Here is a 13,325-nt window from a genome sequence, read left to right as displayed (position 1 = left end):
TTTTATTATTTTGATTTTAAGCGCTGCATAGAACGTGTTTTTTTCAGCATGTTTTTAATGTAGCACTCAACAGGTAAGAGCTTTTTCATGAAAAACGCCTGTTTACCTAATTTATGGGTCAAAATTAAAAATGGCCGTTTGAGTGATTGCGTGTAAATAATATCAGCCACTTGCTGGGCATTAATTGGGGAGCGTTCAAACGCACGGTTAAGCATAGTTCGCATAGCAGGCTCGCTTGTGCGCATTGATTCGTTTAAGTTGGTTTTAAAAAAGCTGGGGCACACAACGCTCACATCAATGTTGTCGTGAACTAATTCAAGCTTTAAGGTTTCGCTAAAGCTAACCACGGCAGCTTTTACTGCATTGTAACTACTCATAAACGGAATAGGCGTAAGACCAGCCTGTGAGGCAATGTTAATAAAGTAACCTTTACCTTGTTGTTTAAATACGGGATAAAAGGTTTTACAAACACGCACCACCGAAAGCAGATTAATATCCATTATCCACTGCCATTGCTCAATTGTCTCGCCCTCAAGTGAACCGCCGGTAGCAACGCCGGCGTTATTAATAACGATATCTACGCCTTTCCATTTGGTTTGTATTATATCGCGCAAGCTCTCTATATCAGCTTGCTTAGTTATATCGCAGGCGTAATAAAACGCATCGGCTTTTAATGCTTGCAGCTCGGCAATTGTCGCTGCTGCGCGCTCGGCGTTTATATCGGCAATACAAATTTGTAAGTTGGCGCCTAAGTTATTTACATAACTTAGTGCTAATGCTTTACCAAGCCCTGTTGCTCCACCTGTTATTATGAGTCTTGTTTTCATGTGGTAGCCTTAGCGGTATTTGTTTATTTCGAGGCGAGAAACCATACCCATATGTACTTCATCGGGGCCATCAGCAAGGCGTAAAATACGCCCCATTGCATTAAACGATGCGATAGGGAAATCGCTCGACACCCCTGCCCCCCCAAATATTTGCATAGCCATATCAGACACCATTTGCAACATGTTTGGTACCACTACTTTTATGCTCGATATTTCGGTCATGGCGTGTTTAACACCAACGGTGTCTATTTTCCATGCTGCATGTAAAGTAAGTAGCCGAGCTTGATCGATTGCCATACGCGCTTGTGCTACTCGCTCTAAGTTACCACCGAGCTTTATAAGCTGCTTACCAAAAGCACTGCGCGACATACCTCGCTTAATCATCATTTCTAAACAGCGCTCTGCTGCGCCAATAGCGCGCATACAATGATGAATACGCCCAGGCCCTAAACGTCCTTGTGCAATAGCAAAGCCTTTACCTAAGCCTAAAATAAGATTTTTTTTTGGTACGCGTACGTTATTAAATTCCATTTCGCCGTGGCCGTATGGAGGGTCAAAATCACCACAAGCACTTAGCATACGTTTAATATTTACACCCGACGTACTTAGCGGCACCAATACCATTGAGTGCTGACTGTGTTTATCGTTTTCTGGATTGGAAAGTCCCATAAAAATAGCCACTTGCGCATTAGGGTGGCCAAGTCCTGTAGTCCACCACTTTTTACCATTTAAAATTAGGTCGTCGCCATCAACATCTATTGTTGCTTGCATATTTGTTGCATCTGAGGAAGCTACCTCGGGTTCGGTCATGGCAAATACAGAGCGTATTTCACCGTTTAATAATGGTGTTAGCCATTGATGTTTTTGCTCATCGTTTGCAAAGTGATATAGCACTTCCATATTGCCGGTGTCGGGGGCGTTGCAATTAAAAACGTCTGATGCAAATAAACAATGCCCCATTTGCTCTGCAATGGGAGCATATTCAAGGCAACTCAAACCTTGTGCTAACGTGCTATCGGGTAAAAATAAATTCCAAAGCCCAGCTTGTTTTGCTCTTGCTTTTAATAGATCAATCTGAGGTGCTAATTGCCAGCTTGTCCAATCGTTTGTGCTATTTTTTGCGTGGTTGTGCGCAACGACTGTTTGCTCAACAGGGAGTACGTGATCTTGCATAAATGCTTTAACACGATTTAAGTAATCTTGGCTCTTTTGGCTTGGCTCAAAGTTCATACGGTTGCTCTGTTTATTTAAAACCTAAATCCAGCATAAAACATTCGATCCAATGAATTAAATGAAATATATTACCAATCAAATGTGAATTATATTCATAAGTTAAAGGGCGTAAACTCGAATGATAGAAGCTAAAAATATTCAGCAGCTCGATTTAAATCTTCTTAAAATATTTGAGAGTTTGTACTTTGAGAAAAACATGAGCGAAACAGCCAAGGTTTTATATATAACCCCTTCAGCGGTAAGCCATGCGATTAAACGTCTGCGCAGCGTATTGAACGATCCTTTATTTGAACGCCAAGGGCAATTAATGCTGCCAACACCTGCGTGTCAACGCATGGCGCCTGCGCTAATAGATTTACTCGAAAAGTTACGCCAAGTATTACAAGCGTGTGGTGAGTTTGATTTAGCCACTACCACTCAAACTTTTAAAATAGCGCTGCACGATGCTATTGAGCCAATAGTATTGCCTAAACTACAACTAATACTTGCTGAACACGCGCCAAAGGCAACGCTTGCCAGCGTAAAATTGAACCGTGATGATATGCACAAACAATTGGCTAATCATCAAATTGATATAGCAATAGATGTAGCCAGAGCAATTAAATCACCTATTAGCCATGCCGTACTTTCGAGCGATCACTTTTGTGTATTAATGAAAAAAGATCACTCACTTAAAAATCAATTAAATATAGATAATTACTTAACGGCCAAACATGTAGCTGTATCTAACAGAGCAACGGGTACGGTTATTGAGGATATAGCATTATTACAGTTAAGCTTAAATCGTGAGGTTGCTATACGTTGTCAAACGTATTTTTCAGCAAAAGAGGTAATAAAAAATTCACCATTTTTACTCACTTTGCCCTCCATGGTGGCAAGTCAGCTACTTGATGAAACTTTAATTGCGCGTCCAGTACCAACTACCATGCCTACTATTTATCAGCACTTATATTGGCACCAAAATACAGATAAAGACGATGCATTAATATGGCTACGCAGCCAAGTAGAAAGTATATTTAAGCGTTAAGTACAGCTTATAACGACACTTAAAAATCATTCTCAAGTGGATTTGTTTTAAGTCTACAGCAAAGTCTAATAATGAATTTATATTTGTAGATGTCTAGGGCATGTTTACACTAATCTGCTTATATAGGCAATAATGCAACATAAATGTCAAATATGCGGCTGCTCTTTGGGAGCGTCCTTGGGGGCGACCTGTTGCCTATATGGATGTTGTAAAGGATATGATCATGACGCAGGAGCAGTTACCGAGTCTCGTGATTAAATAATCCCTAGATAGAGTAAACTTTAATCCGCAAAGGTTAACAGGTCCAAGCTTGGAGAGTGAAATGTGTCCGTGTAAAGTAAATTCTAAGAATAAACAGAGCTTACACAAGCAATAATAAGCCCTGCTTTTTAGCTATAACTACATTGTGCGTTTGTTTTTAAGCTTTAATCCGCCAATTAACAGCAGCGGCCCTATAAACATTGCCAGGCCATAAATACCGCCAGTAACTGCGTATTCTGGTTTATTTAAAAAACTAATCGCAATTAAAATAGCCAGTGATGCATTTTGAATCCCAACCTCAATAGAAAGCGTTAGTGAATCGGTTAAATTTAATTTTGAACACTTAGCAATTAACCAACCTACAATCATCGAGCCTATATTCAGTGCTATACATGCCCAAAATACATTGTTAAATGAGCTAACTAACCTGAGTTCTGCTTAAGCGATAACTAATGCGTTAAGCTCTACGTCAGTTAAATTAAGGTGTGGCTTCTTTTCTTTCAAGCAATAAGCCACCAATCCAGCGACTAAATTCAACATAAAGCCGTTCATACTCCGATGTCTTGAATGTTCAATGAAGGATATGTTCTTGAGCTGGTCATTAATTGTTTCGATTATAAAGCGTTTTGAAAGCATTGCTCTATCCCATAATGACATCGCTTTTGCCTTCATATTTTTGCGAACCGTCGTAATGAGCTTTACCCCTTTATCGAGTAAATCGGCTTCTAAAGCTTTACTTAAATACCCTTTGTCACCATATAATTTATCCGTCAGGCAGCTCGCTAACTCACGCACTGGTTGAGTATCATGTACATTTCCTGTTGTCACTTTCGCAGCAACAATTTCACCATGGTGATTAACGATTAAATGTAGCTTGAAGCCATAAAACCATCCCATTGTTCCTTTGCCACGCTGGGCTATTCCATCAAAGGTTTTGTGTCTTGGAATACGAATATTATGGCACACTTTAATACATGTGGAGTCAATGAATTCAACGCCTTTGGGTTTACCTTTAAGTGAAGTAAAATAGGCACACATCGGCACAATTACCCTTGGCATAACGGCTAAAAATAGTGTGTAACTGAGCAAGTTGGGAAATTCACTTTTGTACATAAGTGATACATAGCCAAGGTAGTAATTTTTGAAATCTCGGTGATGTGACATATGAAAACTAATAACAATAGTCATAATTTCACTGGTCGTCATACGTCCTGAACGCTGACGTTTTTGGGTGCCATCTTCGAGTAATTGTTTTTCCCATTGGGGTATAAATACTTTGCAAAAATCATCGACATCGCAAAATAATTCAACTAATTTAATCATGCCTGTTCCTTGCTTATCCAATCGTTTTTGGTCGAAAGATCGGATCTCGGAACAGGCATTTAGTTCAATTTCTTAAACGAGATTCAGGTTAACTAATAAAGCGCGCTCTTTTATTACCAATGCGGCAATCATAATGAGCATAAAAAACAATGAAAAGCGTCTAAAAAACGGTTCTGTTTTAATAGCAAAATCATTTTTAAAATGGCGTAACCAAATACCTACAGCAACAGGCACTAAGGTAATAAAAAACAACCCAAGTGATGTCGTCAAAATAGAAAAACTAGCGTTATCTGCTGGCGCAAACTGGCTCATAGCAAAGCCGATAATAAACGGTGTTGTTATTATACTAATAGCGGTGGAAGCGGCTGTTAAGCTTACCGAAAGTGCTAAGTTAGCTTTAGCGAGCTGGCTTACTACATTTGACATGGTGCCGCCGGGACAAGCGGCTAATATCATTAAACCAATGGCTATAGGTGTTGATAAGTTAAGTAAATAGCATAGGTCTAATGCCAATAGAGGCATTGCTACAAGTTGGCCAATTAAACCCATAACGATGGCGAGTGGGCTTTTAAATAACCGGGTAAAGTCGTTTGTAGTGAGCCCAAGTCCCATGCCAAACATAATAAGTGCAAGGGCGAGCGGAAGTATTACTTCAGTTAATATAGATGCATTCAAATTAGGTAACCTCGTTTGTTATTGTTTTTAATTAGAGTGTTAATTTTTAAGTTAACTGTATACCAATTCGCTTAATTAAGTGATCTATTTTGAGGATGGAAAAACGTGTTGATAGCTAGGCAAAAAATTCGCTATTTAGTTGTTCTCGGCAATTGCTCCTGCATTGCTCTACCTTCTGCATCCATGCAGTCGTAAATGAGAATTTTTTAACACAGGTAGCGACACGTTTAGCCCCGCAAAATGATTAAGTATTATTGCGGATTGGTATAACGCCCCTTTACAATAACTAGAAGTATTACTTATTTAAAATAGCAGCAACGTGCTTATCTAGTTCTGGAAGTACATCTTGCTCAAACCATGGATTCTTTTTAAGCCATATATTATTGCGCGGACTGGGATGAGGAAGCACTAAATAGTTTGGCCAATACTCACGCCACGATTTTACTAACTCCGTAAGTGGCGTTTTTTTAGTGTCCGGTAAGTGATACGCCTGTGCGTATTTACCAAGCACTATTGTCAGCTCAATATTTGGTAGTGCAGCCAATAATTGCTCGCGCCATGTAGGTGCGCATTCTTTTCGAGGTGGTAAATCACCCGACTTCCCCCTACCAGGATAACAAAAGCCCATAGGTAAAATGGCTATATTATTGGCATCGTAAAATTCATCTCTTGTTAGCCCAAGCCATTCTCGTAGGCGATTACCGCTTGCATCGTTAAATGGCACGCCTGTTTCGTGAACTTTTATTCCAGGTGCTTGGCCTGCAATTAAAATACGTGCGTTTGGGTTAAATTGTATAACAGGGCGAGCCCCTAAAGGTAAATCAGGTTCACAGATCACGCATTTACTAACTTGCTCTATTAATTGGTGACTATTCATGTCTACTTGGCCTTAAATGCTTAATTTTTATCCTAAATGGCCATTTAGAACAAATGAGTTGGTAAAATATCGGTTTATTTTAATTAAAACGGGCGTTAGTTGGTAAAATCGTGATCTTTAACTACTTCCGGGCTACAGGCCTTATAAAATCTATTGTTTGTCTGCCCATACAGCAAACTCATTGCCGCTGGGCTCTGCAAAGTGAAACCGACAACCACCCGGAAATTCAAAAATGGGCTTTAATATTGTGCCGCCATGCAGCTCTATTTTTTTATAGGTATCGTGGATATCATTACTATAAAAAACTAAGAGTGCAGCCCCGTTTTGAGTTAACGATTTAAGCGGTGCGTTAAAAAATCCACCATCGAGCCCTTGGCCGCTAAACGCCGTATATTCGGGGCCGTAGTCTGTAAATTGCCAATTAAATACATTGCTAAAAAAGGTTTTAGTAGCAGGTAAATCATAAGCAGGGAACTCGACATAATTTAGTTTTTCGTGATCGCTCATCGTTATTAAAGCTCTTATTAAAGTTTAATAAACAACCTTAAACCTTAGTTAGTTGCTAATCAAATATACTGATGTTATTTGAGATCGCTATTTTACTAAGTAGCCTGAATTATTGGATAATAAATCTATCTCAAGCAGTTACTTTCAACGTTAACTGCGGTGAGTTTAAATATCATTATGGTTCAATATGTTAAAAAATTACTTTATCAGAGAGCAGGTGAGTAATAAATTTTTTGGTTGGATAAACTCAAATATCACGAATGATAATAACTATCTTTTGTATTTGTAGGCTATATAATAACGCTTTATTTTTTCACCCGCTGTATTTATAAGAGATTAATTCATTATGCAGGCACACCCGCTGAGTGCGCAGCCCACTAAACTACGCGTTATTGAGTTGTTATCGCAATTTTTTAAACTATCACCTATTTTTAGCTATCGTTTTTCAGTGTTTTTACGCTTTTTAATTGCCATTGTTGGTGGCTATTCTTTTACGGCTGCGAGCACTGCTTTGCTGAGTTTTTTATTACCGCTGACCAAATCAGATGCGGTACTGCTGTGTGTATCATTAAGCATTCTAATTTATGCATTAGTTTTTATTTATGCGTTTTATATTAAATCATTAAAAACAGTTTGGATCAGTATTTTACTAACGACTAGTGCGCAAATTTGTTTATTAGCTGTATTGAAGGGTTGGCTATGAAAGACAGTTTTTTCCGCTCAATGACCTGGCTACATACGTGGGTAGGGTTACTCGTTTGTTGGTTATTATATTTAATATTTTTTGCTGGCACTCTTAGCTTTTTCAGAGACGAAATAACCTTATGGAATCAACCAGCCATACATAATGTGCAAGCCCAAACACAGCGTATAGAAGCGCAAAAGCAACAAATAATTACCGGATTTGATTACTTAGCTAACCATGGAGCTAACTCATCAAGCTGGCGTATTACATTACCTGAGCCGCGTATTCCTTATTTAATTTATGGTTATGCAAAGCCAAAAGAACCAGGCCAGCGCCGCAGTAAGTTTGAAAACACGCAGCTTAACCCTAATACCATGCAAGAGCTTGAGCCCTTTGTAGATACTAAAGGTGGTAACTTTTTTTATCGGTTGCACTATGATTTACATTACATGGATGCAATAACAGCACGCTGGATTGTATGCTTTGCTAGCTTTTTTATGCTGATTGCCATTATATCGGGTGTGGTTATTCATAAGCGTATTTTTAAAGATATGTTTAGCTTTAGGCGTAACAAAGGTAGCCGTACGTGGTTAGATGCCCATAACTTAAGCTCTGTGCTTGCCCTGCCTTTTCATTTAATGATTACCTACACTGGCATGATTACGCTCATATTTATGTTGTTCCCCTACCCTGCAAAAGTAGCTTACGATAACGGCATGCGTGGTTTTTTTAACGATGTAACCCCTCGCAACACCATGACCGATAAAGCCAAAGGCGAATTGCTAATGGTGCCAATACAACGTATTTTGGATCAGGTTTATACTAAGTGGCCTCATGCAGATATTACTCGCGTACAAGTTAACCAACCAAATATGGCAGCTTCAACAATTACTGTATTGGTAAGCGCAGGTAAAACACTACGTAACCAAGCACCACGCTTAATATTTAGTGGTGCTACAGGGCAAATGGTCGCTAAAACTGATGACGAGCTAACTAGCAGCAAAGCGCTTTACGAATCGCTTAATTCTATGCATACAGGGCGTTTAGCTACGTGGTTGTTGCGCTGGTTATACGTATTAGGCGGTATTGCAGGCTGTGTAATGATTGGCTCTGGCTGTATTATGTGGGCTAAGCGAATTCGCGAGCGAACTAAAAATAACGTTAAACCTTCGTTTGGTTTAAAACTAGTTGAAGGGTTAAACCTAGCCACTATTATGGGACTTCCACTGGCAACGTGTGCATTTTTTATTGCTAACAGACTACTTAGCCCAACTACCGCAGAGCGCGCCGATAAAGAAATACTCGCGTTCTTTTTAACATGGCTAGCGGTTGCTCTTTTAGCACTTATAAAGCGCGACACACTGCAATGGCGAGTTATGGCAGCTATAAATGCTGTTGCATGTTTAAGCGTACCGGTTATTAATGCACTTACAACTAACGGTAATCTAATTAGCTATTTGATGCACAAACAGTGGGCTTTATTTACTTTTGATGCACTGTTTTTGTTATTTAGTATATTATTTTTTATACAAACCGAAAAATTACGTACTGCTAAAAGCAACTCAAAAACAATCAGCCCTAGTCAATCTAATAACCTTAAAAGGCAAAAGCCATGATTGATTTACTCGGTTTTAGCCTATGCCTGCTCAGTTTTAACTGTTTTGCGCTGGCTAAGTATAATCATTTTAAAGACGTATTTAAAAAACGCCCTACAGAATCCCAACGTAAAAAGCTGTTATTAGCTGCTTGGATCAGTATTTTACTAAGCTTGGTGCTTTGTATAGTTACTCAAGGTGGATATGGAACATTACTATTTTGCGGGTTTATGAGCCTAAGTGTCTTAATTATAATGGTTTTTTATAATTTTTTAGTAGGCTATGTAAAGTGGTTTAGTGTTTTAAATAGCGTGTTAGTTGTACTAAGTGGGTTGTTTTTAGCGTTAAACTAGCCTTAGTTAGTAAAAACGTGATCCGTTACTTTCCCATAGATTAGGCAAAAAAAATGGCAAGCTATATAGCCTGCCAACAATAGGGGATATTCAGTGTTTCCAATACTTGCTGTCTCACGGCAAGTACACACAATATAACCATAATATATTGTAACTATTCACCATGGTAAATTATTTTCAAAGGATCTTTTTTAACTATTGACCGATCCCGCCAGTATGCCAAGCTAGGGCTATGACCTAATAGCCCTAGCTTCAATGAATTTAAACAGCATCAACATCGACGAAATCGTTGAGAAAACCAAAGCTCAATTACAAGAAGGTAAAACTCTCACGCCTGCGCTGAAGATGTCTATTGAACTCATTCTGGTTGTCGTTGTTATGTTAGCAAGTAAATTAGGACTTAACAGTAACAATAGCAGTATCCCGCCATCAAAAGACATCAACCGAAAAAAACAAAACAAAGAGAAATCAGCCAAGTCAGCGGGTGGTCAAAAAGGCCGTGCAGGTAAAACACTAACCCAAACACAGACGCCTGATGAGATCAAAATCATCCTAGTTGAACGTGATTTTTTACCGAAAGGTCACTACCGTGAAATTGGCTTTCAAAAACGACAGGTTGTCGATATAGATATCAGGAAAGTGGTCACTGAATACCAAGCACAAATTCTGGAAAATGAGCAAGGTAAGCGTTTTATTGGTGAATTTCCAGAAGACGTTAACAGTCCTATTCAATATGGGGTTGGTGTAAAAGCCCATGCAGTTTACCTATCCCAATATCAATTACTCCCTTACAACCGCATTGAAGAATATTTTTGTGATCAACTCGGTATTCCAATCAGTGCGGGTAGTTTATTTAACTTTAATGAACAAGCAGCGGCCTTGGTAAAGTCCTCCGGCGCAGAAGCCGCGCTCAAGAAAGCCCTGAAAACGACTTATCAAGCCTTACACGTTGATGAAACGGGGATTAATATAGGTGGTAAACGACGATGGCTTCATGGTGCATCAACGACGTGGTGGACGTATTTTTACCCGCATGAGAAAAGAGGGAAAATAGCGATGGATGACGCCGATATTTTACCTCACTTTACTGGGGTACTATGCCACGACCACTGGAAACCGTATTATCAATATACACAGTGCCAACATGCCTTGTGTAATGCACATCATATCCGAGAGTTAGAAAGGGCATGGGAGCAAGACGGTATGCAATGGGCAAAGGATTTGCAAACCCTACTGACTGAAATCAATAAACATCAAATAGATAACCCCGAGCTAGATGCAGACACAAAAGCTCACTATATAGAGAAATATCAACAAATATTGGCTCAAGGTGACATTAAATGCCCTCCACCGGATAGAAACAGCCGAGTAAAAGGCCAGCGAGGCAGATTGAAACGAACAAAGTCTAGAGCGTTGTTAGAGCGGTTAAGAGATTATCAAGATGATGTCTTACGGTTCATGACGGAAACAGCGGTGCCTTTTAGCAACAACCAGGGTGAGAATGATATTAGGATGACCAAGGTTCATCAAAAGATATCTGGGTGCTTCAGAAGCATGCAAGGTGCAGAGATGTTTTGTTTAATCAGAAGCTACCTCTCGACTTGCAGAAAACAGCATGTATCAGCAAGCCTAGCCCTTGAGTTACTCTTCAAAAATCAGTTACCTGATATATTTATTGAAAATGTGGCTGAATAGTTACAATATATTTAAGTTACTTTACAGTTAGGTGACTCTTTTATTACTACTGTAAAGGGGCTTTACATTGTTTATTGCTTAACCCAAATTATTTCATCGGTAGCAAAGCCCAACTCTTTAGCTTTAGTTAAAAAGTGTTCTTTAAGCTCTTTGCTAACCGTTGGTGTACGCGACAAAAACCACAAGTAATCTTTGTTATAACTGGTTATAAATGCATATTGATAATCGGGTTGGTCAAGTTCAAAAATCACGTAAGCGCCATAAAATGGACCAAAAAACGAGACTTTAAAATGCCCTGTGTCGGTGCCCTCAACAAACTTGGCCAAGCCTTCGGCGTCATCCCATTTTTTATCATCCGTTAAATACCCTTTGTTAAGGACCTTTACTGTGCCGTCGTCGTTAATTGAATAAGTCGCGTTAACTTGCTCCATACCTTCTTCAAATGAGTGATTGAGCCGCGCTATTTCAAACCATTTGCCTTTATACTTTTGTATATCAAAGTTTTTAACGGGTGTTATTCCCTCAGGGGGGCTAGTGCAGGCACTAAGAAAAAACAACCCTGTAATAAGTAAACCGTATTTAATAGCCTTCATGTAAGCTCCTTTTTAAATTCTTGAATTCAAGTATTAAGTGCAATCATTATGCAGCCACCAGAACTTCTGATTGCCCCGTAAATAACTCATGAGGGGTTTTATACCCTCTTGTTTTTCTTGGCCGATGGTTGAGCTTATCAACTGCCGCCTGTATTTCTGCTTCACTTAGCGACATAAAGTCAGTTCCCTTGGGGAAGAAGCGTCTAAGTAAGCCGTTGGTATTCTCATTTATGCCCCGCTCCCATGATGAATATGGGTGAGCGAAATACACATCCGCTTCTAATTTTTGTGCAATATGCTCATGGTGAGCAAACTCTTTTCCATTATCTAAAGTCACGGTAATAACCTTACCTTTATAGGGTGTCATACACTTGATCAGCGCATCGGCTGTTATTTTCGCATGCTTGCTTTCAATTCTGTGAACGACTGTATATAACGTTTTACGTTCAACCATTGTAACAAGGGCATTTTTACGCCCTTTGCCTATCACTGTATCGCCCTCCCAATCACCAATCCTAGACTTTGAATCCACAATACTTGGGCGTTCATCAATACTGACTCGATTAACTATCTGTCCACGTTTATCGTAGCTTCCATAGCGTTTTTTATACTTTTTACATGCACGAGTGAGTGTCTTATGTAGTTCACCACCACGAGCCTTGTCTCTGTAAATATATTGATAAATCGTTTCATGATGCAAAACGACCTTTTTCTCTAAAGCTAAGCGGCCTGCCACCTGCTCTGGCGAAAGTCCGTCAACCAACAATTTATTAATCCAGTCAGTAACATCATCTGTTAACTTACTTGCTTTGAAAGATGACTTGCGTCTTTGCTCTGCAAAATTATTGGCTTGGTTAGGTCGATAGCCTTTAAGCCCTTTATTGCGTTTTAACTCTCTAGAGATAGATGACGGTGAACGAGTGAGTTCATCAGCTATCTGTTTTTGGTTATTTCCTGCTTTTATTAACGCGTAAATCTGGTATCTTTCTGCTTGTGTCAGCTGTTTATATTTCATTAAAGCAATTTCCTTTGGCGAGAGAATGGCCGAATTATAACAGCTGGCCATCTAATCTGAGAAATTGCACTTATTATCCGAATTTAGGATTACATAAATAGTACGTATTATCTAAATATAGATGGATATAAAGTTTGCTAGCCGATTAAAAAATTTTGCTATAGGATCATATTAATTTTAAAGCAATAAAAATGACCATAGCATGAAAATTTGGGTAGATGCAGACGCGTGTCCTGTTGTTATAAAAGAAATACTTTTTAGAGCTGCAGAGCGTATGAAAATCGAGACTATTTTAGTGGCCAATCACGCAATGCGTATTCCGCCGTCAAAATACATAAGCCGCGTTCAAGTATCGTCGGGATTTGATGTAGCCGACGACGAAATAGTAAAACGTGTTGAAAAAGGCGATTTAGTTATTACGGGCGATATTCCGCTAGCAAGTGAAGTAATTGATAACGGCGGGCAAGCGCTCAATCCACGTGGCGAGCTTTATACCACCGAGAATATCCGCTCAATACTTAACGTGCGCGACTTTATGGATACCATGCGCTCAAGTGGCGTAGAAATGAGTGGTGGGCCGCCGCCACTTAGCCAAACCGATCGCCAAAACTTTGCAAATAACCTCGACCGTATTTTAGCGCAAAACAAGGCTAACTAGT

The 13,325-nt window shown here is 39.4% G+C and carries 13 protein-coding genes and 2 pseudogenes; 6 read left to right on the top strand and 9 right to left on the bottom strand.

The features are described 5' to 3' along the window. Positions 1 to 5: 5 nt before the first annotated feature. Complete coding sequence (locus tag AC0VZ4_RS24780; RefSeq protein WP_475441938.1) at positions 6 to 827, bottom strand: SDR family oxidoreductase; 822 nt, start codon at positions 825 to 827, stop codon at positions 6 to 8. Positions 828 to 836: 9 nt separating this feature from the next. Then, entirely contained in the window at positions 837 to 2,057 is a 1,221-nt protein-coding gene (locus AC0VZ4_RS24775) for an acyl-CoA dehydrogenase family protein (RefSeq protein WP_007376701.1), read from the bottom strand. Positions 2,058 to 2,178: 121 nt separating this feature from the next. Here AC0VZ4_RS24775 and AC0VZ4_RS24770 point away from each other — a divergent pair, with 121 nt between their 5' ends. Then, positions 2,179 to 3,087, top strand: a complete 909-nt coding sequence (locus AC0VZ4_RS24770; protein WP_475441937.1) for a LysR family transcriptional regulator — start codon at positions 2,179 to 2,181, stop codon at positions 3,085 to 3,087. A gap of 399 nt (positions 3,088 to 3,486) precedes the next feature. Here the strand turns inward: AC0VZ4_RS24770 and AC0VZ4_RS24765 are convergent. The 5 genes and pseudogenes from AC0VZ4_RS24765 to AC0VZ4_RS24745 all read right to left on the bottom strand — a co-directional run. Next, positions 3,487 to 3,774, bottom strand: a pseudogene (locus tag AC0VZ4_RS24765) (bile acid:sodium symporter family protein); the annotation flags it as partial. Between the two features lie 12 nt (positions 3,775 to 3,786). Continuing rightward, positions 3,787 to 4,671 (bottom strand): IS982 family transposase, encoded by an 885-nt coding sequence (locus AC0VZ4_RS24760; protein ID WP_475442212.1) that lies wholly within the window; start codon positions 4,669 to 4,671, stop codon positions 3,787 to 3,789. A gap of 87 nt (positions 4,672 to 4,758) precedes the next feature. Further along, positions 4,759 to 5,346: pseudogene (locus AC0VZ4_RS24755) on the bottom strand (bile acid:sodium symporter family protein); the annotation flags it as partial. Positions 5,347 to 5,641: 295 nt separating this feature from the next. Continuing rightward, positions 5,642 to 6,223: a uracil-DNA glycosylase family protein gene (locus AC0VZ4_RS24750; protein ID WP_475441936.1), complete on the bottom strand. Its 582-nt coding sequence runs from the start codon at positions 6,221 to 6,223 to the stop codon at positions 5,642 to 5,644. Positions 6,224 to 6,373: 150 nt separating this feature from the next. Continuing rightward, positions 6,374 to 6,730: a VOC family protein gene (locus AC0VZ4_RS24745; RefSeq protein WP_007376697.1), complete on the bottom strand. Its 357-nt coding sequence runs from the start codon at positions 6,728 to 6,730 to the stop codon at positions 6,374 to 6,376. A gap of 346 nt (positions 6,731 to 7,076) precedes the next feature. On the opposite strand from AC0VZ4_RS24745, the gene AC0VZ4_RS24740 reads away from it, so the two are divergent. From AC0VZ4_RS24740 to tnpC, 4 genes are all read left to right on the top strand, one after another. Beyond that, entirely contained in the window at positions 7,077 to 7,433 is a 357-nt protein-coding gene (locus AC0VZ4_RS24740) for a hypothetical protein (protein ID WP_007376696.1), read from the top strand. Then, positions 7,430 to 9,031 carry a PepSY-associated TM helix domain-containing protein gene (locus tag AC0VZ4_RS24735; protein WP_475441935.1) on the top strand — a complete coding sequence of 534 codons (1,602 nt, stop codon included), beginning with the start codon at positions 7,430 to 7,432 and terminating at the stop codon, positions 9,029 to 9,031. The genes AC0VZ4_RS24740 and AC0VZ4_RS24735 overlap by 4 nt, the downstream gene beginning before the upstream one ends. Then, positions 9,028 to 9,363, top strand: a complete 336-nt coding sequence (locus AC0VZ4_RS24730) for a DUF3325 domain-containing protein (RefSeq protein WP_007583595.1) — start codon at positions 9,028 to 9,030, stop codon at positions 9,361 to 9,363. The genes AC0VZ4_RS24735 and AC0VZ4_RS24730 overlap by 4 nt, the downstream gene beginning before the upstream one ends. 255 nt (positions 9,364 to 9,618) lie before the next feature. After that, complete coding sequence (tnpC, locus tag AC0VZ4_RS24725) at positions 9,619 to 11,058, top strand: IS66 family transposase (protein WP_475439674.1); 1,440 nt, start codon at positions 9,619 to 9,621, stop codon at positions 11,056 to 11,058. Between the two features lie 71 nt (positions 11,059 to 11,129). Here tnpC and AC0VZ4_RS24720 read toward each other — a convergent pair whose 3' ends face one another. After that, positions 11,130 to 11,651: a lipocalin family protein gene (locus AC0VZ4_RS24720; protein ID WP_475441934.1), complete on the bottom strand. Its 522-nt coding sequence runs from the start codon at positions 11,649 to 11,651 to the stop codon at positions 11,130 to 11,132. A 46-nt stretch (positions 11,652 to 11,697) separates the two neighbouring features. Continuing rightward, positions 11,698 to 12,666, bottom strand: a complete 969-nt coding sequence (locus AC0VZ4_RS24715; RefSeq protein ID WP_475441477.1) for an IS30 family transposase — start codon at positions 12,664 to 12,666, stop codon at positions 11,698 to 11,700. A gap of 202 nt (positions 12,667 to 12,868) precedes the next feature. Here AC0VZ4_RS24715 and AC0VZ4_RS24710 point away from each other — a divergent pair, with 202 nt between their 5' ends. Further along, the gene (locus tag AC0VZ4_RS24710; protein ID WP_002959175.1) at positions 12,869 to 13,324 is read left to right on the top strand and encodes a YaiI/YqxD family protein; all 456 of its coding nucleotides are present in this window, start codon (positions 12,869 to 12,871) and stop codon (positions 13,322 to 13,324) included. Position 13,325 lies beyond the last annotated feature (1 nt).

This window comes from Pseudoalteromonas sp. QJM3NY_22 (genome assembly GCF_056173065.1).
The sequence above is the reverse complement of the archived record's forward strand: the minus strand, read 5'-3'. Positions and strand labels throughout refer to the sequence as shown.

What these genes read in the sequence shown, in the direction of transcription:
- AC0VZ4_RS24760 (WP_475442212.1), bottom strand. Translation starts at nt 4,671, where the DNA reads ATGATTAAATTAGTTGAATTATTTTGCGATGTCGATGATTTTTGCAAA.
- AC0VZ4_RS24710 (WP_002959175.1), top strand. Translation starts at nt 12,869, where the DNA reads ATGAAAATTTGGGTAGATGCAGACGCGTGTCCTGTTGTTATAAAAGAA.
- tnpC (WP_475439674.1), top strand. Translation starts at nt 9,619, where the DNA reads ATGAATTTAAACAGCATCAACATCGACGAAATCGTTGAGAAAACCAAA.
- AC0VZ4_RS24780 (WP_475441938.1), bottom strand. Translation starts at nt 827, where the DNA reads ATGAAAACAAGACTCATAATAACAGGTGGAGCAACAGGGCTTGGTAAA.
- AC0VZ4_RS24775 (WP_007376701.1), bottom strand. Translation starts at nt 2,057, where the DNA reads ATGAACTTTGAGCCAAGCCAAAAGAGCCAAGATTACTTAAATCGTGTT.
- AC0VZ4_RS24735 (WP_475441935.1), top strand. Translation starts at nt 7,430, where the DNA reads ATGAAAGACAGTTTTTTCCGCTCAATGACCTGGCTACATACGTGGGTA.
- AC0VZ4_RS24730 (WP_007583595.1), top strand. Translation starts at nt 9,028, where the DNA reads ATGATTGATTTACTCGGTTTTAGCCTATGCCTGCTCAGTTTTAACTGT.
- AC0VZ4_RS24750 (WP_475441936.1), bottom strand. Translation starts at nt 6,223, where the DNA reads ATGAATAGTCACCAATTAATAGAGCAAGTTAGTAAATGCGTGATCTGT.
- AC0VZ4_RS24715 (WP_475441477.1), bottom strand. Translation starts at nt 12,666, where the DNA reads ATGAAATATAAACAGCTGACACAAGCAGAAAGATACCAGATTTACGCG.
- AC0VZ4_RS24740 (WP_007376696.1), top strand. Translation starts at nt 7,077, where the DNA reads ATGCAGGCACACCCGCTGAGTGCGCAGCCCACTAAACTACGCGTTATT.
- AC0VZ4_RS24745 (WP_007376697.1), bottom strand. Translation starts at nt 6,730, where the DNA reads ATGAGCGATCACGAAAAACTAAATTATGTCGAGTTCCCTGCTTATGAT.
- AC0VZ4_RS24770 (WP_475441937.1), top strand. Translation starts at nt 2,179, where the DNA reads ATGATAGAAGCTAAAAATATTCAGCAGCTCGATTTAAATCTTCTTAAA.
- AC0VZ4_RS24720 (WP_475441934.1), bottom strand. Translation starts at nt 11,651, where the DNA reads ATGAAGGCTATTAAATACGGTTTACTTATTACAGGGTTGTTTTTTCTT.